General features: G+C 69.2%; 15 protein-coding genes and 1 tRNA gene. 2 read left to right on the forward strand and 14 right to left on the reverse strand.

The window, feature by feature from the left end:
* Positions 1 to 11: 11 nt before the first annotated feature.
* The 4 genes from uvrC to coaE form a co-directional block, all read right to left on the reverse strand.
* Positions 12 to 1,925 (reverse strand): excinuclease ABC subunit UvrC, encoded by a 1,914-nt coding sequence (gene uvrC / locus ACFWGP_RS04880; RefSeq protein WP_275506931.1) that lies wholly within the window; start codon positions 1,923 to 1,925, stop codon positions 12 to 14.
* A gap of 7 nt (positions 1,926 to 1,932) precedes the next feature.
* Positions 1,933 to 4,824 (reverse strand): excinuclease ABC subunit UvrA, encoded by a 2,892-nt coding sequence (gene uvrA / locus ACFWGP_RS04885; protein ID WP_231430929.1) that lies wholly within the window; start codon positions 4,822 to 4,824, stop codon positions 1,933 to 1,935.
* 121 nt (positions 4,825 to 4,945) lie between these two features.
* Positions 4,946 to 7,012 (reverse strand): excinuclease ABC subunit UvrB, encoded by a 2,067-nt coding sequence (gene uvrB, locus ACFWGP_RS04890; RefSeq protein WP_231430928.1) that lies wholly within the window; start codon positions 7,010 to 7,012, stop codon positions 4,946 to 4,948.
* 9 nt (positions 7,013 to 7,021) lie between these two features.
* Positions 7,022 to 7,651: a dephospho-CoA kinase gene (gene coaE / locus ACFWGP_RS04895; RefSeq protein ID WP_231430927.1), complete on the reverse strand. Its 630-nt coding sequence runs from the start codon at positions 7,649 to 7,651 to the stop codon at positions 7,022 to 7,024.
* 50 nt (positions 7,652 to 7,701) lie between these two features.
* Between coaE and ACFWGP_RS04900 the strand changes: the two genes are divergently transcribed.
* A complete protein-coding gene (locus tag ACFWGP_RS04900; protein WP_376930235.1) occupies positions 7,702 to 8,313 on the forward strand; it encodes a DUF4126 domain-containing protein in 612 nt (203 codons plus the stop codon).
* Positions 8,314 to 8,369: 56 nt separating this feature from the next.
* Here ACFWGP_RS04900 and rpsA read toward each other — a convergent pair whose 3' ends face one another.
* From rpsA to ACFWGP_RS04925, 5 genes are all read right to left on the reverse strand, one after another.
* A complete protein-coding gene (rpsA, locus tag ACFWGP_RS04905; RefSeq protein WP_231430925.1) occupies positions 8,370 to 9,821 on the reverse strand; it encodes a 30S ribosomal protein S1 in 1,452 nt (483 codons plus the stop codon).
* Between the two features lie 152 nt (positions 9,822 to 9,973).
* Entirely contained in the window at positions 9,974 to 10,963 is a 990-nt protein-coding gene (locus ACFWGP_RS04910; protein ID WP_231430924.1) for an epimerase, read from the reverse strand.
* A gap of 14 nt (positions 10,964 to 10,977) precedes the next feature.
* Positions 10,978 to 12,651: a DUF885 domain-containing protein gene (locus ACFWGP_RS04915; RefSeq protein ID WP_376930236.1), complete on the reverse strand. Its 1,674-nt coding sequence runs from the start codon at positions 12,649 to 12,651 to the stop codon at positions 10,978 to 10,980.
* 53 nt (positions 12,652 to 12,704) lie between these two features.
* The gene (gene polA, locus ACFWGP_RS04920) at positions 12,705 to 15,392 is read right to left on the reverse strand and encodes a DNA polymerase I (RefSeq protein WP_376930237.1); all 2,688 of its coding nucleotides are present in this window, start codon (positions 15,390 to 15,392) and stop codon (positions 12,705 to 12,707) included.
* A 143-nt stretch (positions 15,393 to 15,535) separates the two neighbouring features.
* Positions 15,536 to 16,144, reverse strand: coding sequence for an ANTAR domain-containing response regulator (locus ACFWGP_RS04925; RefSeq protein ID WP_231430921.1), 609 nt, complete (start codon positions 16,142 to 16,144; stop codon positions 15,536 to 15,538).
* A 36-nt stretch (positions 16,145 to 16,180) separates the two neighbouring features.
* On the opposite strand from ACFWGP_RS04925, the gene ACFWGP_RS04930 reads away from it, so the two are divergent.
* Positions 16,181 to 16,266: transfer RNA gene (locus ACFWGP_RS04930), tRNA-Leu, on the forward strand.
* Between the two features lie 22 nt (positions 16,267 to 16,288).
* Here ACFWGP_RS04930 and ACFWGP_RS04935 read toward each other — a convergent pair.
* The 5 genes from ACFWGP_RS04935 to lgt form a co-directional block, all read right to left on the reverse strand.
* Positions 16,289 to 16,744 carry an SRPBCC family protein gene (locus ACFWGP_RS04935; RefSeq protein WP_376930238.1) on the reverse strand — a complete coding sequence of 152 codons (456 nt, stop codon included), beginning with the start codon at positions 16,742 to 16,744 and terminating at the stop codon, positions 16,289 to 16,291.
* A gap of 101 nt (positions 16,745 to 16,845) precedes the next feature.
* Positions 16,846 to 18,261, reverse strand: coding sequence for a pyruvate kinase (gene pyk, locus ACFWGP_RS04940; protein ID WP_231430919.1), 1,416 nt, complete (start codon positions 18,259 to 18,261; stop codon positions 16,846 to 16,848).
* A gap of 76 nt (positions 18,262 to 18,337) precedes the next feature.
* Positions 18,338 to 19,795 (reverse strand): glutamate synthase subunit beta, encoded by a 1,458-nt coding sequence (locus tag ACFWGP_RS04945; protein WP_231430918.1) that lies wholly within the window; start codon positions 19,793 to 19,795, stop codon positions 18,338 to 18,340.
* A gap of 53 nt (positions 19,796 to 19,848) precedes the next feature.
* Positions 19,849 to 24,372: a glutamate synthase large subunit gene (gene gltB / locus ACFWGP_RS04950; RefSeq protein ID WP_376930430.1), complete on the reverse strand. Its 4,524-nt coding sequence runs from the start codon at positions 24,370 to 24,372 to the stop codon at positions 19,849 to 19,851.
* Positions 24,373 to 24,535: 163 nt separating this feature from the next.
* Complete coding sequence (gene lgt / locus ACFWGP_RS04955; protein WP_376930239.1) at positions 24,536 to 25,528, reverse strand: prolipoprotein diacylglyceryl transferase; 993 nt, start codon at positions 25,526 to 25,528, stop codon at positions 24,536 to 24,538.
* Positions 25,529 to 25,595: the final 67 nt, after the last annotated feature.

The raw sequence follows: 25,595 nt of genomic DNA on the forward strand, positions 1-25,595 counted from the left end.
GACACACCAGCCTAGCGGGGTGCGGGCGCGGGATCGGCGTGCAGCTGCGCGTGGACGGTCGCCGCGAGCGTCGGGCCGATGCCCTTCACTTCGGCGATGGCGTGCTCGTCGGCCGCACGCAACCGCGCGACCGAGCCGAAATGGCGCAGCAACTCCTTCACCCGGGCGGGGCCCAGGCCCGGGATCTCGGCGAGCACCGACCCGATGTCGCGCTTGCGACGCTGCCGCTGGTGCGTGATCGCGAACCGATGGGCCTCGTCGCGCACCCGCTGGAACAGGAAGAGCGCGTCGCTGTTGCGCGGCAGGATGACCGGGAAGTCGCTCTCGGGCGTCCAGATCTCCTCGAGACGCTTCGCGATGCCGCAGAGGTAGATGCCCTGGACTCCCGACTCCCGCAGGGCGCGCTCCGCGGCCGCGACCTGCGGCTGCCCGCCGTCGACGACGAGCAGGTTCGGCGGGTAGGCGAACTTCTTGCGCCGCTCGGGAGCGTCGCCGGCGTCTCCCTCGCGCTCGGCCGCAGCCTCGTGCGCGTTCGCGAGGTACGCCAACCGTCGGGTGAGCACCTGATGGATCGAGTCGGTGTCGTCGCTCGACTGCGGGATCGTGAACCGGCGGTACTCGTCTTTGCGCGGCAGGCCGTCTTCGAAGACCACCATGGATGCCACGATGTTGGTGCCGCTCAGGTGCGAGACGTCGTAGCACTCGATCCGGAGCGGCGCATCGGCCATGCCGAGCGCCTCCTGGATGTCTTCGAGGGCACGCGAGCGCGTCGTGAAGTCGGCGCTACGACGGGTCTTGTAGAGCATGAGCGTCTGGCGTGCGTTCTGCGTCGCGGTCTGCAGGAGCGAGGCCTTGTCGCCGCGCTGCGCCACCCGCAGGCGCACCTTCCGTCCGGCGGTCGCGCCCAGCCAGTCCTCGAGCGCCGCAGCGTCGTCGGGGAGCTCGGGAACGACGACCTCGGCCGGCGGAGTCAGCCCATCGGCGTAGGCGTTCTGCACGATCGAGTCGACGAGGTCGCCGAGCGGCACGTCGAGCTCCTTGTCGACGGTCCACGAGTGCACGCCGCGCACTCGACCGCCCCGGACGATGAACAGCTGGACGGCGGCGGCGAGCTCGTCGTGGTCGACGCCGAAGACGTCGAGGTCGACCTTGTCGCCGAGCACGACCGCGCTCTTCTCGAAGAAGGCGTTCGCCGCCTGCAGGCGGTCGCGGTAGCGGGCGGCTGCCTCGTACTCCTGCGCGGCGGCGGCGGCCTGCATGCGATCGGTCAGCTCGCCGACGATGCGCCGGTCCTGATTCTGCATGAACCCGACGAAGCGGTCGACGTTCTCGCGGTGCTCCTCGATGGTGACGAGCCCTGAGCACGGCCCGAAGCAGCGACCGATCTGACCGGCGAAGCACGGCTTGCCGCTCGCCATCGCCCGCCGGTAGTCGCTGTCTTTGCACGTGCGGATCGGGAAGAGCTTCAGCAGGATCTCGAGCGTCTCGTTGATCGCCCACACCTTCGGGTACGGCCCGAAGTAGCGGGCGCCGCGGATCTTGCGATTGCGCGTGACGAAGGCTCGCGGCGCCTCGTCGGCCATCGTCACGGCGAGGTACGGGTACGACTTGTCGTCCTTGAAGCGGACATTGAACGGGGGATGGAACTCGTTGATCCACGTGATCTCGAGCTGGAGCGCCTCGACCTCGCTGCCGACGACCGTCCACTCGACCGACGAGGCGCTCGTGACCATGCGCCGGGTGCGCTCGTGGAGGCTCCTCAGCGGAGCGAAGTAGTTCGAGAGCCTCGCCCGCAGGTTCTTCGCCTTGCCGACGTAGAGCACCCGCCTGTCGGCGTCGCGGAAGCGGTACACGCCGGGACTCGTCGGGATCTCGCCCGGCTTCGGGCGGTACGGAACCGTGTCGGAGCTCGGTCGCGCGCTCACCATCGGCTCAGCTGGCGACGTCGGCGCGCTCGGCGGCGGCGTCGAAGATCTCGCGGAGGAAGTAGCCCGTGTGGCTCTCGGCGACCGTCGCGACATGCTCGGGAGTGCCGGTGGCGACGACCTGGCCGCCGCCCGAGCCGCCCTCCGGCCCGAGGTCGATGATCCAGTCGGCCGACTTGATGACGTCGAGCGAGTGCTCGATGACGATCACGGTGTTGCCCTTCTCGACGAGCTTGCCGAGCACCCGGAGGAGCTTCTGCACGTCTTCGAAGTGCAGGCCGGTCGTCGGCTCGTCGAGCACGTAGACGCTGCGGCCGTTCGACCGTCGCTGCAGCTCGGTCGCCAGCTTCACGCGCTGCGCCTCGCCGCCCGAGAGCGTCGTCGCGCTCTGTCCGAGCTGCACGTAGCCGAGTCCGACGTCGACGAGCGTCTTGAGATAGCGGTGGATCGCCGAGATCGGTTCGAAGAACTCGGCCGCCTCGGAGATCGGCATCTCGAGCACCTCGGCGATGTTCTTGCCCTTGTAGTGCACCTGCAGCGTCTCGCGGTTGTACCGCTTGCCGCCGCACACCTCGCACGCGACGTAGACGTCGGGCAGGAAGTTCATCTCGATCTTGATCGTGCCGTCGCCCGAGCACGCCTCGCAGCGCCCGCCCTTGACGTTGAAGCTGAACCGCCCCGGAAGGTAGCCTCGGGCCTTGGCCTCGGTCGTCTCGGAGAAGAGCGTGCGGATGCGGTCGAACACGCCCGTGTAGGTCGCGGGGTTCGATCGCGGTGTGCGCCCGATCGGCGCCTGGTCGACGTGCACGACCTTGTCGAGCTGCTCGAGGCCGGTCACCCGGCGGTGCTTGCCCGGGACCTTGCGTGCGCCGTTGAGCTTGTTCGCGAGAACGCGGTAGAGGATGTCGTTGACGAGCGACGACTTGCCCGAGCCGCTCACGCCGGTCACCGCCGTGAACGTTCCGAGCGGGAACTCGACGTCGATGCCGCGGAGGTTGTTCGCCGCGGCGCCCTGCACCGAGATCATGCGGTCGCGGTCGATCGGCCGGCGTCGCGCCGGGGTCGCGATCTCTTTGCGGCCGGACAGGTAGTCGCCAGTGAGCGAGCGCGTGTTCTTCAGCAGGTCGTCGTAGCTGCCGGAGTGCACGACGGTACCGCCGTTGACACCGGCCCCGGGGCCGATGTCGACGATCCAGTCGGCCGTGCGGATGGTGTCTTCGTCGTGTTCGACGACGATGAGCGTGTTGCCCAGGTCGCGCAACGCGACGAGGGTGTCGATGAGACGCCGGTTGTCGCGCTGGTGCAGGCCGATGCTCGGCTCGTCGAGCACGTACAGCACGCCCGTGAGGCCCGAGCCGATCTGCGTGGCGAGGCGGATGCGCTGCGCCTCGCCGCCGGAGAGGGTGCCGGCGGCGCGCGCGAGGTCGAGGTAGCTGAGGCCGACCCGGATGAGGAAGTCGAGGCGGACCTTGATCTCGCGCAGCACCTGGGCGCCGATGGCCTGCTCGCGATCGGTGAGCTCGAGGCGGTCCATGAATGCGCGCGCATCGGTGAGGCTCAGCAGGCCGACGTCGGCGATGCTGTGATCGTGGATCAGCACGGACAGCACCTCGGGCTTCAGCCGCTTGCCGTCGCACACGGGGCAGGGCACCTCGCGCAGGTACTCGGCCCACCGCGCCCGCTGCACGTCGGTCTCGGCCTGGAGGTACTGCCGCTCGATGTACGGCACGACGCCCTCGAAGCCCGAGGTGTAGCTCATCTCACGGCCGTACCGGTTGCGCCAGCGCACCTTGACCTCGAAGTTCTGCCCGCGCAGGACCGCCTGCCGTGCCTCGTCGGGGAGCTCGGCCCACGGCGTGTCGAGGGAGAAGCCGAGGTCGCGGGCGAGCCCGTCGAGCAGCTTCTCGTAGTAGTTGTAGAGGCTCTTGCCCTGCGAGGTCCACGGGAGGATGACGCCGTCGGTGATCGAGAGGGCCGGGTCGCCGAGCAGCAGCTCTTCGTCGACCGACATGCGCGTGCCGAGGCCGGAGCACTCGGGACAGGCGCCGAACGGCGCGTTGAACGAGAAGGTGCGCGGCTCGATCTCGGTGAGCTGGATCGGGTGCTGGTTCGGGCACGAGAGCTTCTCGGAGAAGGTGTGCCAGGCGTCAGGACCCGACTCGTCGACGAAGTTGACCTGCACCAGGCCGTCGGTGAGCCGGAGCGCCGTCTCGAGCGAGTCGGTGAGCCGGCCCAGCACGTCGGGCCCGGCGACGAGCCGGTCGACGACGACGGAGATGTCGTGCTTGATCTGCTTCTTGAGCTTCGGCGGCTCGTCGAGGCGGATGAGTTCGCCGTCGACGACGGCACGCGAATAGCCCTGCGCCGCCAGTTCGCGGAAGAGGTCGACGAACTCGCCCTTCTTCTTCGACACCACGGGGCTCAGCACCTGGAACCGGGTGCCCTCCTCGAGCTCCATCAGCCGGTCGGCGATCTGCTGCACCGTCTGCCGCTGGATCTTCTCGCCGCAGACCGGGCAGTGCGGCACGCCGATGCGCGCCCACAGCAGTCGCATGTAGTCGTAGATCTCGGTGATCGTGCCGACCGTCGAGCGGGGGTTGCGGTTCGTCGACTTCTGGTCGATCGACACGGCGGGGCTCAGGCCCTCGATGAAGTCGACGTCGGGCCGGTCGACCTGCCCGAGGAACTGCCGGGCGTATGCCGACAGCGACTCGACGTAGCGTCGTTGCCCCTCGGCGAAGATCGTGTCGAACGCGAGCGACGACTTGCCCGAACCCGAAAGGCCTGTGAACACGACCATCGCGTCGCGCGGGATCTCGACGTCGACGTTGTGCAGGTTGTGCACGCGGGCACCGCGGACACTCAGGCGCGAATGGGCATCGAGACGTGAAACTGGCACCCTTCGAGTCTAGAGAGACCCACCGACACGGATGCCTCGACCGATGCGCTGTCGGCGAACAGATGTTCGAATCGGACCGGCGGGCGCCCCCGTCGAGACTGCAGCGCGCCCGCCGTACCCGTCAGCCCAGGTGCCCCGCCTTCTCCATCTGCCGGAGCTCGCGCTTGAGCTCGGACACCTCGTCGCGCAGTCGCGCGGCGAGTTCGAACTTGAGCTCGCCGGCCGCCTCGAGCATCTGGTCGTTGAGGTCGCGGATGAGCTCTTCGAGGTCGTTCGCGCCCTCGGCGGCGATGCCTTCGGTACGGAGGTTCGGCACCGGCGACTTCTTACGGCCGTCGCGGCCCGCGAGCAGCGCAGCGGTGTCGGCCTCTTCGCGCGCGAGCACCTCGGTGATGTCGGCGATGCGCTTGCGCAGTGGCTGGGGATCGATGCCGTTGACGCGGTTGTACTCGAGCTGCCGGTCGCGCCGACGCGTCGTCTCGTCGATCGCCTGCTTCATCGAGTCGGTGAGCACGTCGGCGTACATGTGCACCTCGCCCGAGACGTTGCGCGCGGCGCGCCCGATCGTCTGGATGAGCGAGGTCGACGACCGGAGGAACCCCTCTTTGTCGGCGTCGAGGATCGCGACGAGCGACACCTCGGGGAGGTCGAGACCCTCGCGCAGCAGGTTGATGCCGACGAGCACGTCGTAGACGCCTGCGCGAAGCTCGGTGAGCAGTTCGACCCGCCGGAGCGTGTCGACGTCGGAGTGCAGGTAGCGCACCCTGACCCCGGCCTCGGTGAGGAAGTCGGTGAGCTCTTCGGCCATCTTCTTCGTGAGGGTGGTGACGAGGACCCGCTCGTCGCGCTCGGCACGCTTGCGGATCTCTTCGAGCAGGTCGTCGATCTGCCCCTTCGACGGCTTCACGACGATCTGCGGATCGACGAGGCCGGTCGGCCGGATGATCTGCTCGACGACGCCGTCGGCGATGCCCATCTCGTATCGGCCCGGCGTCGCGGAGAGGTACACGGTCTGGCCGACGCGCGCCTTGAACTCGTCCCACTTGAGGGGGCGATTGTCGAGGGCGCTCGGCAGCCGGAACCCGTGCTCGACGAGGGTGCGCTTGCGCGACGAGTCGCCCTCGTACATGGCACCGATCTGCGGCACCGTCACGTGCGACTCGTCGATCACGACGAGGAAGTCGTCGGCGAAGTAGTCGAGCAGGCAGTGCGGCGCTTCGCCGGGCGCGCGCCCGTCGATGTGCCGCGAGTAGTTCTCGATGCCCGAGCAGAACCCGATCTGCTCCATCATCTCCAGGTCGAAGGTCGTGCGCATGCGCAGCCGCTGCGCCTCGAGCAGCTTGCCCTCGCGTTCGAGCTCGGCGAGGCGCTCGTCGAGCTCGTCGCGGATGGTTCCGATGGCGCGCTGCATCACGTCGGTCGATGCGACGTAGTGCGATCCCGGGAAGACGGGAACCGCGTCGAGCTGGCGGACGATCTGCCCCGTGAGCGGATGCAGGCTGTAGAGCGCCTCGATCTCGTCACCGAACATCTCGATGCGGATCGCCAGCTCTTCGTAGACGGGGATGATCTCGATCGTGTCGCCGCGCACGCGGAACGTGCCCCGCGAGAAGTCGACGTCGTTGCGCTGGTACTGCATCGAGACGAACTTGCGGATGAGCCAGTCGCGGTCGACCCGTTGGCCGACCTGCAGCGGCATCATCGCCCCGAGGTACTCCTCGGGCGTGCCGAGGCCGTAGATGCAGGACACGGTCGACACCACGACGACGTCGCGCCGGCTGAGCAGGGAGTTCGTCGTCGAGTGGCGCAGCCGCTCGACCTCGGCGTTGATCGAACTGTCTTTCTCGATGAACGTATCGGTCTGCGGGACGTAGGCCTCTGGCTGGTAGTAGTCGTAGTAGGAGACGAAGTACTCGACCGCGTTGTTCGGCAGCAGCTCGCGGAACTCGTTCGCGAGCTGCGCGGCGAGGGTCTTGTTGTGGGCCAGCACGAGGGTCGGACGCTGGACCTGCTCGATGAGCCAGGCCGTCGTCGCCGACTTGCCGGTACCGGTCGCTCCGAGCAGCACGACGTCGGTCTCACCCGCGTTGATGCGGCCGGCGAGTTCGGCGATCGCCTGCGGCTGGTCACCGCTCGGTCGATACTCGCTGATGACCTCGAACGGGCGAACTGAGCGCGTGGCCTGCATGCTCCAAGTCTAGGAGCGGCCTCCGACATCGCGTCCGGAGCGCTCGGCCACGACCCGCGCCCACAGGGCGTCGGTCTGGCTCATCGTGTGCGCGAGCGAGCCGTCGGTGTCGATGACCACGTCGGCGATCGCGAGCCGCCGAGTGTTGTCGACCTGCGCGTCGACTCGCGCCTCGGCCTGCATCAGGTCGAGGCCGCGCTCCTCGACGAGCCGCTTCACCTGGGTGCGGCGCGGCGCGTTCGTCACGACGACGAGATCGAACGGGTGATCGACGGATGCCTCGACGAGGAGCGGCACGTCGTACACGACGACGGCATCGGGGTCATCGGCCTCGGCGCGGGCGATAAGCCGCGACGACAGCTCCCGCACCGCGGGGTGGACGATGGAGTTCAGGCGGGCCCGCGCGGCGTCGTCCTTGAAGACGATCTCGCCGAGCTTCGCGCGGTCGAGTGAGCCGTCGGGTCGGAGGACGCCCTCGCCGAACTCCGCGATGACCGCCGCGAGCCCGGGGGTGCCCGGTGCGACGACCCGCCGGGCGAGGTCGTCGGCATCGATGTGAACCGCCCCGTGTTCGTACAGCCTGCGCGCGACGGTCGACTTCCCCGAGGCGATACCACCAGTGAGCCCGATCAGATACACGACACCACTCTAATCGTGCGACACTCGACTCGACCCACGAGGAGGCGCGGATGCTCGAGCTGCTCACCGGCACCGGGCTCGCGCTCGCGGCCGGTCTCAACGCCTGGATCCCGCTCGTCGTGCTCGGTGCGCTCGATCGCTTCACGACCCTCGTCGAACTGCCGCCCGCGTGGGCGTGGCTCTCGAACGAGTGGGTCCTGCTCGTGCTGGTCCTCCTGCTCGCGGTCGAGTTCATCGCCGACAAGGTGCCGGGTCTCGACTCGGCGAACGATGTCGTGCAGACGGTCGTCAGGCCGACCGCCGGCGGAATCGTCTTCGGCACCGGGATCGACTCGACGACCGCCGTCGTGACCGATCCCGGGTCGTTCTTCAGCTCGAACGCCTGGGTTCCCGTCGCGATCGGCGTCGGCCTCGCGCTGCTCGTGCACGTGGCGAAGGCCGCCGCCCGGCCGGTCGTCAACACAGCGACACTCGGATTCGGCGGCCCGGTCGTGAGTGCCGCGGAAGACGCCGGGAGCTTCGCGCTCGCGTTCGCCGCAGTGCTGGCGCCCGTGCTCGTGGTCTTCGGCATCGTGGCGCTCGTGATCGCGCTCGTGTTCGTCGTGCGGCGTCGTCGCGCCCGCCGCGAGGCAGCCGCGAGGCATCCCGCGACGACGCCCTGAAACGGCCGAAGGCCGGTTCCCGAGGGAACCGGCCTTCAGTCGTGTCGCAGGTGCGATCAGTTGTTGCTCGAGAGCTTCTCGCGCAGCGCCGCGAGCGAGGCGTCGTCGGCAAGGGTGCCCGTGCCGGCCGAGTCGCTCGAGTAGGAGGCACCGCCGGCCGAGAACGAGTCGTCGGCAGCCTGGGCGGCGAGCGAAGCAGCAACCTGCTTCTTGTGCGCCTCCCAGCGAGCCTGGGCGGCAGCGTAGTCCTGCTCCCACTTCTCGCGCTGGGCCTCGAAGCCCTCGCGCCACTCGTTGGTCTCGGGGTCGAAGCCCTCGGGGTACTTGTAGTTGCCCTGCTCGTCGTACTCGGTGAGCATGCCGTAGAGCGCCGGGTCGAACTCGGTGCCCTCGGGGTCGACGCCCTCGTTCGCCTGCTTCAGCGAGAGCGAGATGCGGCGACGCTCGAGGTCGATGTCGATGACCTTGACGAAGACCTCTTCGCCGACCGACACGACCTGCTCGGCGAGCTCGACGTGCTTGCCCGACAGCTCCGAGATGTGCACGAGGCCCTCGATGCCGTCGGCGACGCGAACGAACGCACCAAACGGCACGAGCTTGGTGACCTTGCCCGGAGCGACCTGGCCGATCGCGTGGGTCCGGGCGAAGACCTGCCACGGGTCCTCCTGCGTCGCCTTGAGCGACAGCGAGACGCGCTCGCGGTCGAGCTCGACGGAGAGCACCTCGACGGTGACCTCCTGGCCGACCTCGACGACCTCGCTGGCGTGCTCGATGTGCTTCCACGACAGCTCGGAGACGTGCACGAGGCCGTCCACGCCGCCGAGGTCGACGAACGCACCGAAGTTGACGATCGACGAGATGACACCCTTGCGGATCTGGCCCGGGTGCAGGTTCGCGAGGAACGTCGAACGCGACTCGGACTGCGTCTGCTCGAGCAGCGCGCGGCGCGAGAGCACCACGTTGTTGCGGTTCTTGTCGAGCTCGAGGATCTTCGCCTCGATCTCCTGGCCGAGGTACGGCGTGAGGTCGCGCACGCGGCGGAGCTCGATGAGCGACGCCGGGAGGAAGCCGCGGAGGCCGATGTCGACGATCAGGCCGCCCTTGACGACCTCGATGACCGAACCGGTCACGACGCCGTCGGCCTCCTTGATCTTCTCCACGTCGCCCCACGCGCGCTCGTACTGCGCACGCTTCTTCGACAGGATGAGGCGGCCTTCCTTGTCCTCCTTCTGGAGAACGAGGGCCTCGACGGTGTCGCCGACGCCGACGACCTCGCTGGGGTCGACGTCGTGCTTGATGGAAAGCTCGCGCGAGGGGATGACGCCCTCGGTCTTGTAGCCGACGTCGAGGAGGACCTCGTCGCGGTCGATCTTCACGACGGTGCCCTCGATGAGGTCGCCGTCGTTGAAGAACTTCAAAGTCTTCTCGACCGCGGCGAGGAAATCGTCAGCAGATCCGATGTCGTTGATCGCGACCTGCTTGGGCGCCTTGGTCGTTGCGGTTGTCATGTAGTGAATGCTCCGTAAAGGACAATATCGAGCCCATCGCGCGGTAGAGCGTTATGTGTTTCCGCGATGGGCATGCGGACAGGGATGTCACACGAGTGACGCTCCATCCTAACGGAACCGCTGCGTGCGCGGCAACCGCACGGCTCCGGGGCTCATCCGAGCCGAGCCGGGCCGGCGGCGACGGCACCCTCCGTCGGTCGGAGGATGCTCGCGAGCGCCGGTTCCAGCTCGGGGTACCTGAACTCGAAGCCGGCGTCGAGCAACCGCTGCGGCAGCACCCACCGGCTCTTGAGCAGGAGCTCGGTCTCGGTGCCGATGACCGCCGACCCGAGCTCGAGCATCCATCGCGTCGTGGGCAGGCCGACCGGCGCACCGACGAGTCGACGGATGGTGCGCATGAGGGTGCGGTCATCGCTCGGGTTCGGCGAGCTGACGTTCACCGGACCGCTGAGGTCGGCGCGGTCGCGAAGGAAGTCGATCGCGCGCGCGACATCCTCGACATGCACCCAGCTGAAGCGCTGCCGGCCGCGGGGCGTGCGGAACACGTGCTGCGTGCCGGCCCCGCGGCGCGCCCGCGACGACGGCCACCGGCCGTCGAGGTGCGCGCCGCCGAGCCCGAGCCGGGCGAGCATCGCGAGCGGGCGCAGCGCACTGCCGTCGCCGAGCACGATCGCGATCCGCAGCGCGACCCGCCGGGTCATCGGCAGCTCCCCGTCGAAGAACTCCCGCTCCCACGCTTTCGCGACGGCGACCGAGAACCCCGTGCCGAGCTCACCGCTCGACTCGGTCATCGGCCGGTCGTCGGCGTGCCGGTAGATCGTCGCGGTCGAGGAGTTGAACCAGACGGCCGGCGGCTCGTCGACGTCGGCGACCGCCTCGCGCAGTTCGGCGGTCGTCGTCAGCCGCGACTGCATGATCGCCTCACGGTTCGCAGGCGTGTACCTGCAGTTCACGCTCCGCCCGGCGAGGTTGACGAGCACGTCGGCGCCGTCGAGCAGCCGGCGGATCGCGTGAGGATCGGACCACGAGGCGTCCCCGCCGGACCGGCCGATCGTCGCCACCGAATCGCCCGCGACGCGGTAGCGGTGCACGAGGTGCGCGCCGATGAACCCGGACGCGCCTGCGATGACGATACGCGCCACGTCGCGCCCGGGACTCAGCCGAGCAGCGCGGAGCGCAGTGTGTCGAGTCCGACGCCGCCGAGCGCCAGCGCGCGCCGGTGGAAGTCGCGGATGTCGAAGCTGGAGCCCTCCCGGCGGGCGACCTCGTCGCGCAGCTGCTCCCAGATGCGCTGGCCCACCTTGTACGAGGGTGCCTGCCCCGGCCAGCCGAGGTAGCGGTGCACCTCGAAGCGCACGAAGCCCTCGTTCATGTTGACGTTCTGCCCGAGGAACTCGAAGGCGTAGTCGCCCGTCCAGACTCCCTGCCCGTCGGGGCGCTGCTTGCCGAGGTGCACGCCGATGTCGAGCACGACGCGGGCGGCGCGCATGCGCTGGCCGTCGAGCATGCCGAGCCGGTCGGCCGGATCGTCGAGGTAGCCGAGCCCCTGCATCAGACGCTCTGCGTAGAGCGCCCATCCCTCGGCGTGACCCGACGTGCCGGCGAGCTGCCGGCGCCAGGTGTTGAGCTGGCCGCGGTTGACGACCGCCTGGCCGATCTGGAGGTGGTGACCCGGGACCCCCTCGTGGTAGACCGTGGTGAGTTCGCGCCAGGTGTCGAACTCGGTGACGCCCTCCGGCACCGACCACCACATGCGACCTGGCCGTGAGAAGTCGTCGCTCGGGCCCGTGTAGTAGATGCCGCCCTCCTGGGTGGGGGCGATCATGCACTCGAGGGTGCGGATCTCGGCGGGGATGTCGAACTGCGTGCCGGCGAGCTCCGCGACCGCGCGGTCGCTGGTCTCCTGCATCCACCGTTGGAGTGCGTCGGTGCCGTGCAGCTTGCGGCTCGGATCGTCGTCGAGGAACGCGATGGCCTCGGCAACGGATGCCCCGGGCTTGATCTCGTTGGCGATCGACTCCTGCTCGGCGACCATGCGCGCGAGTTCTTCGATGCCCCATTCGTAGGTCTCGTCGAGGTCGATCACGGCGCCGAGGAAGCGCCGCGACTCGAGGGCGTAGATGTCGCGGCCGACGGCATCGGCGTCGCCCGCTACCGGCGCGAGCTCGGACTCGAGGAACTCGGCGAGCCGGTCGTACGCCTCGCTCGCCGTGCCGGCGCCCGCCTCGAGGTCGCGCCGAAGCGCGTCGGGGAGCTCGGACTCCCCCGCCTTCGCGCTCGCGGCGAACGTCGCGAAGAAGCCGTCGGCCTTCGCGATGCGCCGCGCCTGCGCCGCGACCTCGTGCACCTGCCGGACCGCGGGGACGATGCCCGCCCCGACGCCCGCGCGCAGGGTCTCGATGTAGCCGTCGAGCGCGCCCGGGACCGCTCCGAGGCGATTCGCGATGCGCGACCAGTCGTCGACCTCGGCGGTCGGCATGAGGTCGAACACGTCGCGGATCTCCTGCGTCGGGCTCGCGATCACGTTGAGGTCCCGGAGGTAGAGCCCGGCGTCGTGCCGGGCGAGCTCTAGCTCCAGCTCGGAGCCGAGGTCCGCGACCGTGATGCGGTCGACGTCGTCGGCCGGGTCGGCGGTCCGAAGCGCGGCGGCCGCCTCGCGGATCGCGGCGACCCGCCGCTCGTGCCCGGCCGGCGAGTAGTCGGCGAGCCGGTCGTCGTGGCTCGTCCGGCCGATGTAGGTGCCGATGCTCGGGTCGAGGTCGACCAGCGTGTCGACCCAGCCTTCGGCGATGCGGTCGACGTCGGTCGGGGTGCGCTCACTCGATGCCATCCTCCGAACCTAGGACAGCGAACCCGCCCGTGTCGACGTCGAGGATCCCTCGATCAGTGCGCCGCGTCCTCCCAGTCGCTGCCCCGCCCGACCTGTACGTCGAGCGGCACCTTGAGTTCGGCCGCGTTCGCCATCTTGTCTCGCACGAGCGCCTCGAGCGCCTCGGATTCGCCGCCCGCCACCTCGAAGATGAGCTCGTCGTGGACGGTGAGCAGCATGCGGCTCTCGAGCCCCTGCGCGCGGATCTCGCGCTCGACGCCGACCATCGCGATCTTCATGATGTCGGCGGCCGAACCCTGGATCGGCGAATTGAGCGCGGCGCGCTCCGCGTTCTCGCGGTGCACGCGGTTCGGGCTGTTGAGGTCGGGGAACGGACGGCGCCGGCCGAAGATCGTCTCCGTGTAGCCGTCGATCTTCGCCTGCTCGACCACGCCGCGCAGGTAGTCGCGCACCGCTCCGAAGCGCTCGAAGTACTCGCGCATGAGCTGCTGCGCCTCAGCGCGATCGATGCGCAGCTGCTTCGAGAGGCCGAACGCGCTCAAGCCGTAGGCGAGGCCGTACGACATCGCCTTGACCTTCGTGCGCATGAGCGGCGTGACGTCGGCGGGGTCGACCGCGAACACGCGCGCACCCACGAACCGGTGCAGGTCTTCGCCCGCGTTGAACGCCTCGATGAGCCCGGGGTCGCCGGAGAGGTGCGCCATGATGCGCATCTCGATCTGCGAATAGTCGGCCGTCAGGAGTTCTGCGTACCCGGCACCGTGGCGGAACGCCTTTCGGATGCGTCGCCCGTCTTCGGTACGGATCGGGATGTTCTGCAGGTTCGGATCGTTCGACGACATGCGCCCGGTCGCCGCGCCAATCTGGCCGTAGTTCGTGTGGATGCGGCCGTCGGCCGCGATCGACTTGTCGAGCGAATCGACGATCTGGCGCAGCTTGGTCGCATCGCGGTGCTCGAGCAGGTAGCCGAGGAACGGGTGCGGGCTGGACTCCTGGAGGTCGGCCAGCGCACTCGCATCCGTCGTGTAGCCGGTCTTCGTGGCGCGCGTCTTCGGCATGCCGAGCTGGTCGAACAGCACCTCCTGCAACTGCTTCGGCGAGCCGAGGTTCACCTCGCGACCGATCTCCGCGTACGCGGCCTCGGCGAGGCCGGCGGCCCGCTCGCCGAGTTCGGCGGACAGCGCTGCGAGCTCGGCGTGGTCGACGGTCACGCCGCGCAACTCCATCGCGGCCAGCACGGGGACGAGCGGCATCTCGATGTCGGCGAGCAGCTGACGCGACCGCTCGGGCAGGGCACGCAGAACGGCGGGCGCCACGCGCACCGTGAACCACGCGTACTCCGGCGCGCCGGCGTCGGTGCCCTCTTCGGGGACGAGCTGCGCGGGATCGGCCTGCGGCACCGTCTCGCCGAGGTAGCGGTCGACGAGGTCGGGCAGGGTCTTCTCGACCAGGTTCGGTCGCACGAGCCAGCCGGCCACGAGCGTGTCGAGGACGAGCCCGTCGAGGGCGAGACCGGATCGCGCGAGTGCCTCGAGCTGCGGCTTCGCATCGGTCATGATCTTCGGGGAGTCGGAGGCGAGCCACGCCTCGAACGGCCCTGCTTCGGCCGCGCCGGATCGCCAGGCGAGGTGCACCGTCTCGGTCGCCGTCGCAATGCCGGCACCCACCACGAGGCCGTCGATGACCTCGAGGCTGAGGCCGAGCCCCGCGGGCTCTGCGGCGACGGCGCGCTCGAGCCACGCCGCGAGTTCGGCGCCGGCGAGGCTCTGCGAGGTCGGCATCGTCGGCGCGGCGATGAGCGGTGCCGGCTCGGCCGCGGGCGCCGCCCCGTTGCCGTTGCCGTTCGTCTCGCCCGCCGCGAGCTTGCGCAGGCGCTCGAAGAGCGTGCGGAACTCGAGCCGCTCGAAGAGCGGGCGGACCGCTTCGATGTCGATCGGACGCGCGGCGAGCTCGGGGATCACGACGTCGAGTTCGACGTCGTCGACGAGACGGTTGAGCTTGCGATTGCGGATCGCGTTCTCTTTCTCGTCGCGCAGGTTCTGCCCAACGACGCCCTTGATCTCGTCGGCGTGGGCGAGGATGCCGTCGAGGTCGCCGTAGAGCCCGAGCCACTTGACCGCGGTCTTCTCGCCCACCTTCGTGATGCCGATCAGGTTGTCGCTCGTCTCGCCGACGAGTGCCGCGACGTCGGGGTACTGCTCGGGGCGGATGCCGTACCGCTCGACGACCGCCTCGGGGTCGTACCGCTTGAGCTGCGAGACGCCCTGGGCGTTCGGGTAGAGCAGCGTGACGTCGTCGTTCACCAGCTGGATGGTGTCGCGGTCGCCCGAGACGAGCAGCACGCGATAGCCCTCGGTGCGCCCGCGCGCCGCCAGGGTCGCGAGGATGTCGTCGGCCTCGAAGTCCTCTTTCTCGAGGACCTGGATCCCCATCGCCTGCAAGGCCTCTTGCAGCAGCGGCACCTGGCCCTTGAACTCGGGCGGGGTCTCGCCCCGGGTGCCCTTGTACTCGGCGTACTCGCGCGTGCGGAAGGAGTGCCGCGACACGTCGAACGCGACCGCGAGGTGCGTGGGCTTCTCGTTCTGGAGCAGGAGCAGCAGCATCGAGAGGAAGCCGTGGATGGCGTTCGTGTGCTGACCGTCGCGCGTCGTGAAGCTGTCGACCGGAAGGGCGTAGAAGGCTCGGAAGGCCAGCGAGTGGCCATCGACGACGAGGAGGGTGGGCTTGTCTGCGTCCGTCACCGCACCAGCCTACAAGCGGCCGCCGACACCGCCGGACGTCCGGCCGGCTCCCGGCCCCGGCCCACGTGCCGCGACCACGAACGGCGGATGCCTCGACGAGACCGTGCTCGTCGAGGCATCCGCCGTTCGATGTTCTGCGGGCCCTACTTCTTGGGCGCGAGCTGTTCGATGATCGCCTGCGAGACGTCCTTCATCGTGAGGCGGCGATCCATCGACGCCTTCTGGATCCAGCGGAACGCCTCGGGCTCGGAGAGGCCCATCTTCTCGTTGAGGAGGCCCTTCGCCCGGTCGACGAGCTTGCGGGTCTCGAAGCGCTCGACGAGGTCGCCGACCTCGGCCTCGAGGGCGATGATCTGCGCGTGGCGGGCCAGGGCGATCTCGATCGCCGGCAGCAGGTCGTTCGGGGTGAAGGGCTTCACGACGTAGGCCAGTGCACCGGCCTCGCTCGCGCGCTCGACCAGCTCCTTCTGGCTGAAGGCGGTCAGCAGCACGACCGGGGCGATGTGGCCCTTCGAGAGGCGCTCGGCCGCGGAGATGCCGTCGAGCTGCGGCATCTTGACGTCCATGATGACGAGATCGGGGCGCAGTTCGGTCGCAAGCGCCACAGCGGTCTCGCCGTCGCCCGCCTCGCCGACGACCTCGTAGCCGTTGTCGCGCAGGATCTCGACGATGTCGAGGCGGATGAGCGACTCATCTTCTGCCACGACCACGCGGCGCGGAGCTGCCGGCTGAGTTGATTCGGTGTCAGTCACGCAGGAAAGCCTACGGTATTCTGGGCGAGGCCTCTGGCCGGTGTGGCGGAATGGCAGACGCGGAGCACTCAAAATGCTTTGCCCGAAAGGGCGTGTGGGTTCGACCCCCACCACCGGCACCATCGCCCGCGCGGCGTTCGCGGATCAGCCCGTCCCGCGCTCCGCGAGGTGGGCGTTCCGAGCCTCGATGAGATGCCGCAGATAGGGCCCGAGCACGACCTCCGCGATCCGACCGAGCGGGCCGAACGGCGCGACGAACTCGACCTCGTCGGTCATGATCGCGCCGGTGCCGTCGGCGGTCGGTTCGAACCGGTGCACATGACGGAACGACCGGAACGGGCCGCGCACCTGTTCGTCGATGAAGCATCGCGGTTCGTCGTACGCGGTGATGCGGCTCGTCATGCTGAGCGGAACGCCGAAGTGCCACGCGCGCCAGGTCACCTGCTCGCCGGGCCCGATCCTGCCCGACGTCACCCCGGCGACGGCGCGCTCGCGGGAGCGTGCCATCGACGCCATGTGCAGGTCGATGTCGAGCGAGCGCTCGAACGCCTCCGACGGGCTCAGGGCGAGGACCGTCCGGCACTCGAATCTCACGACCACGATCGGATTCTGCCACGACGCGCGACCGAGGCATCCCGCCGCGGTGCCCGGAAGACGGCGAAGGGCCGGTCATTCCTGACCGACCCTTCACCGAGGAACCGCTAGAGCACCTCGCCGACGACGTGCACGCGCACGTCGTTCGTGGTGCCCGGAATGCCGGGAGGCGAACCCGAGATGATGACGACCTTCTCGCCGTTGACCGCCTTGCCGGTCTTCGCGAGCGCCTCGTCGACCTGCCCGACCATCTGGTCGGTGTGGGTGACGCGCGAGACCACGAACGACTCGACGCCCCAGTTGAGCGCCATGCGGCGTCGGATCGCGGGGTCGGGCGTGAACGCCAGGATCGGGATCTTCGAGCGCAGGCGCGTCATGCGGCGCACCGTCTCGCCCGACTCGGTGAACACGCAGAGGTACTTCGCCTCGACGAAGTCGGCGACCTCGACCGCGGCGGCGGTGATGGCGCCCGACTGGGTGCGCGGCTTCGTGCCGAGCGGGGCGATCCGGTCGAGCCCGTGCTGTTCGGTCGACTCGATGATGCGGGCCATGGTCTGCACCGTGATCACGGGGTACTCCCCCACGCTCGTCTCGCCCGAGAGCATGACCGCGTCGGCGCCGTCGAGGACGGCGTTCGCGACGTCGGAGGTCTCGGCGCGCGTCGGCACGGGGCTGTGGATCATCGACTCGAGCATCTGCGTCGCGACGATGACCGGCTTCGCGAGGCGGCGGGCGATCTCGACGGCGCGCTTCTGCACGATCGGCACGGCCTCGAGCGGCAGCTCGACGCCGAGGTCGCCGCGCGCGACCATGACCGCGTCGAACGCCTCGGTGATCTCCTCGAGCGCGTCGACCGCCTGCGGCTTCTCGACCTTCGCGACGACGGGCACGCGGCGGCCGACCTCGTCCATGATCTCGTGCACGCGGGTGATGTCGGCGGCGTTGCGAACGAACGACAGCGCGATGAGGTCGGCGCCGAGCTCCAGGCCCCAGCGCAGGTCGGCCTCGTCCTTGTCGGAGAGGGCCGGGACGTTGACCGCGACGCCGGGCAGGTTGATGCCCTTGTTGTTCGAGACGGGACCCGCGACGATGACCTTGGTCGTGACGACCGTGCCGTCGGTCTCGAGCACCTCGACCCGAACCTTGCCGTCGTCGATGAGCAGGAAGTCGCCGGGCTTCACGTCCTGCGGCAGCCCCTTGAACGTCGTGCCGACGATCTCCTTCGTGCCGAGGATGTCTTCAGTGGTGATCTTGAAGATGTCGCCCTCGGCGAGCTCGTGCGGCCCGTCGGCGAACTTGCCGAGGCGGATCTTCGGCCCCTGCAGGTCGACGAGGACGGCGACCGCACGGCCGGAGTCGGCCGCCGCCTTGCGCACGTTCTGGTAGACGCCCTCGTGGACGTCGTACGTGCCGTGGCTGAGGTTCATGCGGGCGACGTCGACGCCCGCATCGATGATCGCCCGGATCTGCTCGTAGCTCGATGTCGCCGGCCCGAGGGTGGCGACGATCTTCGCTCGTCTCATGTGGTGTTACTCCCGGTGTTCCGCGCCGAGGCGCTGATCGTGGTTCGGACGACGCGCCGAGCGGCGCGCCTGGGGTTCAGACGGCGATGGCGCGCGCCGTCGCCGCGATGGGGCTCGGCAGCGAGGTCTCGCCTTCAAGGTACCGGTCTACTGCGGCGGCCGCAGCACGGCCCTCGGCGATCGCCCAGACGATGAGCGACTGGCCGCGACCCGCGTCGCCAGCCACGAAGACGCCCGGCTCGGCCGTGGCGTACGCCGCGTCGCGCGAGAGGTTGCCGCGGTCGGTGACCGCGAGCTGCAGCTGCTCGTCGAGCTCGTTCGTCTCGGGACCGGTGAATCCGAGGGCGAGCAGCACGAGGTCGGCGGGGATCTCGCGCTCGGTGCCCGCCTTGGGCACGCGGCGGCCGTCGAGGTACTCGGTCTCGGCGACCCGGATGGCTCGGACCTCGCCCGCCTCGTTCGCGAGGAACTCGACCGTGGAGGCGAGGAACTCGCGACGGCCGCCCTCTTCGTGGGCGCTCTGCACCTCGAAGACGGTCGGGTGCATCGGCCACGGCTGGTGGTCGGGCCGCTCCTGCCCCGGCTGCTTGCCGATCGCGAGGTTCGTCACCGACAGCGCGCCCTGACGGTGCGCGGTGCCGATGCAGTCGGCGCCCGTGTCACCGCCGCCGAGGACGACGACGTGCTTGCCCTCGGCCGTGAGCTGGTCGAAGACCTCGTCGCCCGCGATGTGCCGGTTCGACTGCGTGAGGTACTCCATCGCGAAGTGCACGCCCGGCAGGTCGCGGCCGGGAACGGGCAGGTCGCGCGGGACCATGGCGCCGGTCGCGATCACGACGGCGTCGTAGCGCTCGCGGAGCTGGTCCCACGTGATGTCGACGCCGATGTTCATGCCCGCCCGGAAGCGGGTGCCCTCGGCGGTCATCTGGGCGAGACGGGCCTCGAGGTGCTTCTTCTCCATCTTGAAGTCGGGGATGCCGTAGCGGAGCAGGCCTCCGATGCGGTCGTCGCGCTCGAAGACCGCGACCGTGTGACCGGCGCGGGTGAGCTGCTGCGCCGCGGCGAGCCCGGCGGGCCCTGAGCCGACCACGGCGACCGTCTTGCCGGTGAGACGCCCTGGCGGCTGCGGCTGCACCCAGCCGTTGCCGAACGCCTGGTCGATGATCGACACCTCGACCTGCTTGATCGTGACGGCGGGCTGGTTGATGCCGAGCACGCACGCCGACTCGCAGGGTGCCGGGCAAAGCCGGCCCGTGAACTCGGGGAAGTTGTTCGTCGCGTGCAGCCGCTCGATCGCCGCGCGGCCTTCGCCGCGGTACATGAGGTCGTTCCACTCGGGGATGAGGTTGCCGAGCGGGCAGCCCTGGTGGCAGAACGGGATGCCGCAGTCCATGCAGCGTCCCGCCTGCCGACGGAGCTGGGCCGGGTCGCCCTGCTCGTAGACCTCTTTCCAGTCCATGATGCGCACCGGTACGGGCCGCCGCTTCGGCAGCTCCCGCTCGGTGACCTTCAGGAAGCCCTTGGGGTCAGCCATTGGTCACCTCCAGGCAGTTCATGTGCGCAGCCGTTCCCAGCGTCTGAAGGATCTCAGCCATTGGTCACCTCCAGAATTCGACCCCAGACGACGTCGCCGTCGGGGTCGAGCCCCTCGTCGACCGCGCTCTGGCGGGTACGGAGCACTGCCGCGTAGTCGCGCGGCAGCACCTTGGTGAAGCGGTCGAACGCGGCGTCGCCCTCGGCGAGGAGCGCCGCGGCCACCGCGGAGTCGGTCTCGGCGACGTGCTGCTCGAGCAGGTCGCGCACGATCTCGCCGTCGGCGCTGCCGAGCGGGAGGAGTTCGAGCTCGCCGGCCGCGAGCGACTCGCGGTTGACCCGTCCCTCGCGCAGGTCGAGCACGTAGGCGGTGCCGCCCGACATGCCGGCCCCGAGATTGCGCCCGGTCTCGCCGAGGATGAGCGCCAGCCCGCCGGTCATGTACTCGAGCGCGTGGTCGCCCACGCCCTCGACGACCGCAGTCGCGCCGGAGTTGCGGACGAGGAACCGCTCGCCCACGATGCCGCGGATGAACATGCTGCCGCTCGTCGCGCCGTACCCGATGACGTTGCCTGCGATGACGTTGCGCTCGGCGACGAACCCGCTGTCGCGGGCGGGTCGCACCACGATCCGCCCGCCCGAGAGGCCCTTGCCGACGTAGTCGTTCGAGTCGCCCTCGAGCCGGATCGTGATGCCGCCGGGCAGGAAGGCGCCGAGCGACTGGCCGGCCGATCCGCTGAGCGTGACCTCGATCGAGCCCGTCGGCAGCCCCTGCTCGCCGTGCCGCGAGGTGACCTCGTGGCCGAGCATCGTGCCTACCGCGCGCTCGGTGTTCTTGATCGGCAGCTCGATCGAGACCGACCCGCCCTCCTCCAGGACGATGCCGGCCCGGCGGATGAGCTCGTTGTCGAAGTGCTCGTCGAGCTCGTGGTCCTGAGCGCGGGCGTTTCGGCGGGCGTCGGCCTCGGAGAAGTCGGGACCGACGAGCACGGGCGTGAGGTCGAGCCCCGACGCCTTCCAGTGGTCGACCGCGCGGTCGACGTCGAGCAGCTCGCGGCGGCCGATGATCTCGTCGATCGAGCGGTAGCCGAGCTCGGCGAGGTACTCGCGCACCTCCTGGGCGATGAACTCGAAGAAGTTGACGACGAACTCGGGCTTGCCGCTGAATCGCTTGCGGAGCTCGGGGTTCTGCGTGGCGACGCCGACCGGGCAGGTGTCGAGGTGGCAGACCCGCATCATGACGCAGCCCTCGACGACGAGCGGCGCCGTCGCGAAGCCGAACTCCTCGGCGCCGAGCAGCGCGCCGATCACGACGTCGCGACCCGTCTTCAGCTGGCCGTCGACCTGCACGACGACGCGGTCGCGCATGCCGTTGAGCATGAGCGTCTGCTGCGTCTCGGCGAGGCCGAGCTCCCACGGGGTGCCCGCGTGCTTGAGCGAGTTGAGCGGGCTCGCTCCCGTGCCGCCGTCGTGCCCCGAGACGAGGATGACGTCGGCGAGGGCCTTGGCGGTGCCCGCCGCGACCGCGCCGATGCCCGACTGGCTGACGAGCTTCACGTGGATGCGAGCCTTCGGGTTCGCGCGCTTGAGGTCGAAGATGAGCTGCTTGAGGTCTTCGATCGAGTAGATGTCGTGGTGCGGCGGGGGCGAGATGAGCCCTACGCCCGCGGTCGCGTGCCGCGTGCGGGCGACCCACGGGTACACCTTCGTCGGTGGCAGCTGGCCGCCCTCGCCGGGCTTCGCGCCCTGCGCGAGCTTGATCTGGATGTCGTCGGCGTGCGTGAGGTACATGCTCGTGACGCCGAATCGACCGGACGCGACCTGCTTGATCGCGCTGCGGCGCTCGGGGTCGAGCAGGCGGTCCAGGTCCTCGCCGCCCTCACCGGTGTTCGACTTGGCGCCGAGGCGGTTCATCGCGATCGCGAGGGTCTCGTGCGCCTCCTTCGAGATCGAGCCGTAGCTCATCGCGCCGGTGGAGAACCGCTTGACGATCGACGAGACCGGCTCAACCTCGTCGATGGGCACCGCGGGCCGGGTGCCGGTGCGCAGCGCGAACATGCCGCGCAGCGTGAGCAGCTCCTCGGCCTGCGAGTCGACGAGCGAGGTGTACTCGCGGAACACGTCGTATCGGCGGTTGCGCGTCGAGTGCTGGAGCCGGAACACGGTCTCGGGGTTGAACAGGTGCGGCGAACCGTCGCGACGCCACTGGTACTCGCCGCCGGTGGCGAGCCGCTCGTGGGCACGGACCGCTTGGTCCTGCGGATAGGCCCGGGTGTGGCGGTCGAGGTTCTCGGCTGCGATGACGTCGATGCCGACTCCGCCGAGCTTCGACGTCGTGCCGGTGAAGTACTCGTCGATGAGCGCCTGCGACAGGCCGACAGCCTCGAACGCCTGGGCTCCGGCGTAGGACGAGATCGTCGACACGCCCATCTTCGACATGATCTTGAGCACGCCCTTGCCGAGCGCCTTGATCACGTTGTGCACGGCCTGCTCCGGCGAGACCCCGCTGATGATGCCGGCTCGAACGAGGTCCTCGCAGGTCTCCATCGCGAGGTACGGGTTGACGGCAGAAGCGCCGTAGCCGACGAGGAGTGCCACGTGGTGCACCTCGCGCACGTCACCGGCCTCGACCACGAGCCCCACCTTCATGCGGTTCTCCGACCGGATCAGGTGGTGGTGCACGGCCGACAGCATGAGCAGCGACGGGATCGGCGCGAGGTCCTTGTTCGAGTCACGGTCGGAGAGCACGACGAACTTCGCGCCCTCCTCGATCGCCTCGTCGACCTCGGCGCACATCGCCGCGAGCCGGTCGCGCATCGCGTCGGGGCCCTCGTCGAACCGGTAGAGGCCACGGATCGTGACCGTCGTGCGACGACCGGGCATCGGGTCGATGTGCACGATCTTCGCGAGCTCGTCGTTGTCGATGACCGGGAAGGTCAACGAGACCTGCCGTGCGTGCTCGGGGCCGGCGCTCAACAGGTTGCGCTCGGGCCCGAGCGAGGTGCCGAGCGAGGTCACGACCGCTTCGCGGATCGAGTCGAGCGGCGGGTTCGTCACCTGCGCGAACTGCTGCGTGAAGTAGTCGAAGAGCAGGCGCGGGCGCTTGGAGAGGACCGCGATGGGCGTGTCCGACCCCATGGCGCCGAGCGGCTCCTGCCCCGTCTTCGCCATCGGCGTGAGCAGGATCTTCACCTCTTCTTCGGTGTAGCCGAAGGTGCGCTGGCGGCGGTTGACCGAGGCGGGCGGATGCACGATGTGCTCGCGCTCGGGTAGGTCGGCGAGGCGGATGCGCCCCTCTTCGAGCCACTCGCCCCAGGGCGATGCCTGCTCGAGCTCGGACTTGACCTCGTCGTCCTCGATCAGGCGGCCGTGCTCGGTGTCGACGAGGAACATGCGCCCCGGCTGCAGCCGGCCCTTGCGGACGATGCGCGACTGCTCGAGGTCGAGCACGCCGATCTCGCTCGCGAGAACGACGAGGCCGTCGTCGGTGACGACGTAGCGACCGGGGCGGAGGCCGTTGCGGTCGAGCGTCGCACCGACGAGCGTGCCGTCGGTGAAGACGATCGCGGCCGGGCCGTCCCACGGTTCCATGAGCATCGAGTGGTACTCGTAGAACGCGCGGCGCTCGGGGCTCAGCTCGGCCTGGTTCTCCCACGCCTCGGGGACCATCATCATGATGGCGTGCGGCAGGCTGCGGCCGGCGAGCGTGAGCAGTTCGACGACCTCGTCGAACGAGGCCGAGTCGCTGGCGCCGGGCGTGACGATCGGCAGGATCGGGTCGAGGTCGCCGAGCACCTCGGACTCGAGCTGCGACTGGCGGGCGCGCATCCAGTTGCGGTTGCCCTGGATGGTGTTGATCTCGCCGTTGTGCGCGATCATGCGGAACGGCTGAGCGAGCGGCCACGACGGGAACGTGTTCGTGGAGTACCGCGAGTGCACGAGCGCCAGCTTCGAGGCGAACCGCTCGTCGGACAGGTCGGGGTAGAACGGCTCGAGCTGGAGCGTCGTCACCATGCCCTTGTAGACCATGGTTCGGCACGAGAGGGACGCGAAGTAGAGCTCGAGCTCGCGCTCGGCCCGCTTGCGGAACCGGAAGGTCAGCCGGTCGAGCGCGATGCCGGAGAGCCGCGCGCCCGTCGACGTCGTCGCGGACGATCGCACGAAGAGCTGCTGCACCGCCGGCATGGCGGCGCGAGCGAGCGTGCCGAGCTCGTCGGGGCGCACCGGGACCTCGCGCCAGCCGAGCACCTCGAGGCCCTCGGAGGCCGCGAGCTCGGCGAGCTGCTGCTTCACGCGGCTGCGCGTCGTCGGGTCGACCGGCAGGAACGCGTTGCCGACGGCGTAGGCCCCCGCCTCGGGCAGCGGGAACGAGCTCACCGCGCGCAGGAATTCGTCGGGGATCTGGGTGATGATGCCCGCTCCGTCGCCGGTGCCGGCGTCGGAGCCGACCGCACCGCGGTGTTCGAGATGCCGCAGCGCGTCGAGCGCCGCGGTGATGATGTCATGCCCCGCGGTGCCGCGGAGCGTGGCGACCATCGCGAGGCCGCACGCGTCTTTCTCCGCGGCGGGGTCGTACATGCCCTGGGCAGGCGGAACGGTTCCGAACCGCGAGAAGGGAGGAGTGAGCGACACAGGGAACCGTCCTCATCAACTAAGGGGAAGCGGGGACGCCATCGGCCCTACACGGGGATGCACGACGCATGGTGCGGCGTCGCTTCGGAGAACGGGTGGGGCGGCCTGCCTACGAGGTGGTACGGCTCGGGCTTGTGGCCGCCGTCTCGCCCTGGGGGTCGTTCTCGCCCTCGACGCCGTCGTCGAGAGAGTCTGAGTCGGACTCGATTTCGTCTGAGTCTACCTCAGCGTCGGGGCCCTTCCATTCACGTCCGGGAACGTACGGGCTGGGCTCGTCACCCGTGTGGCGACGGCGCTGCACGAGGTACAGCACGATGCCGAGCACGATCGCGGCGAACGAGGTCCAGACGTTCACGCGGATGCCGAGGAACATCTCGCTCGGGTCGACGCGGATCGACTCGAAGAACGAACGACCGAGCCCGTACCAGATGAGGTAGATCGCGAACGCCTTGCCCCAGCGCAGGTTGATCTTCCGTTCAAGCATGACGATGACCGCAACACCGATGAGATTCCAGACGATCTCGTAGAGGAAGGTCGGATGAAACAACGTACCCTCTGCGAGTCCCTGCGGCCAGGCGGCGTTCGACGATTCGATCTCGAGTCCCCACGGCAGGTCCGTGGGCTGACCGAACAATTCGTGATTGAACCAGTTTCCGAGACGGCCACACGCCTGCGCGACGAGGAGGCCGGGGGCGAGTGCGTCGGCAAACGACAGGAACCGGAGGCCGGTGATGCGGCATCCGATGAATACGCCGACCGCACCGCCGATGAGCGAACCGTAGATCGCGATTCCGCCCTCAGTGATCGCGAACGCTCGCCACCACTCCTGTCCGGCGAAGTAGTCGTTCGGGTGCGTCAGGACGTGATAGATGCGGGCGCCGATGATCCCGAGCACGATCGCCCAGAGTGCGACATCGATTACGATGCCCGGCTCAGCGCCGCGCTTCGTGAGCCGCCGCGACGTGATGATGACCGCGAGCACCATGCCGATGAGGATGCAGATCGCGTAGGTATGGATCGGGATGACCCCCCACGGGACCGGAATCTCGACCAGAATCCGCCACTGCTCGTCGGGGCTCGGAATGCTGAGCGGTGCGATCACTCGGGGGCTGCCTTTCCTCGAAAGAGACGTCGGCCGCGAGGGCCTCAGTCAGCGTACTTCACTCGGG

The sequence above is a fragment of the Agromyces sp. NPDC127015 genome, assembly GCF_042725165.1.
Taxonomy (GTDB): domain Bacteria; phylum Actinomycetota; class Actinomycetes; order Actinomycetales; family Microbacteriaceae; genus Agromyces; species Agromyces chromiiresistens.

What these genes read in the sequence shown, in the direction of transcription:
- ACFWGP_RS04915 (WP_376930236.1), bottom strand. Translation starts at nt 12,651, where the DNA reads ATGGCATCGAGTGAGCGCACCCCGACCGACGTCGACCGCATCGCCGAA.
- rpsA (WP_231430925.1), bottom strand. Translation starts at nt 9,821, where the DNA reads ATGACAACCGCAACGACCAAGGCGCCCAAGCAGGTCGCGATCAACGAC.
- uvrB (WP_231430928.1), bottom strand. Translation starts at nt 7,012, where the DNA reads ATGCAGGCCACGCGCTCAGTTCGCCCGTTCGAGGTCATCAGCGAGTAT.
- ACFWGP_RS04945 (WP_231430918.1), bottom strand. Translation starts at nt 19,795, where the DNA reads ATGGCTGACCCCAAGGGCTTCCTGAAGGTCACCGAGCGGGAGCTGCCG.
- gltB (WP_376930430.1), bottom strand. Translation starts at nt 24,372, where the DNA reads ATGTACGACCCCGCCGCGGAGAAAGACGCGTGCGGCCTCGCGATGGTC.
- ACFWGP_RS04900 (WP_376930235.1), top strand. Translation starts at nt 7,702, where the DNA reads ATGCTCGAGCTGCTCACCGGCACCGGGCTCGCGCTCGCGGCCGGTCTC.
- pyk (WP_231430919.1), bottom strand. Translation starts at nt 18,261, where the DNA reads ATGAGACGAGCGAAGATCGTCGCCACCCTCGGGCCGGCGACATCGAGC.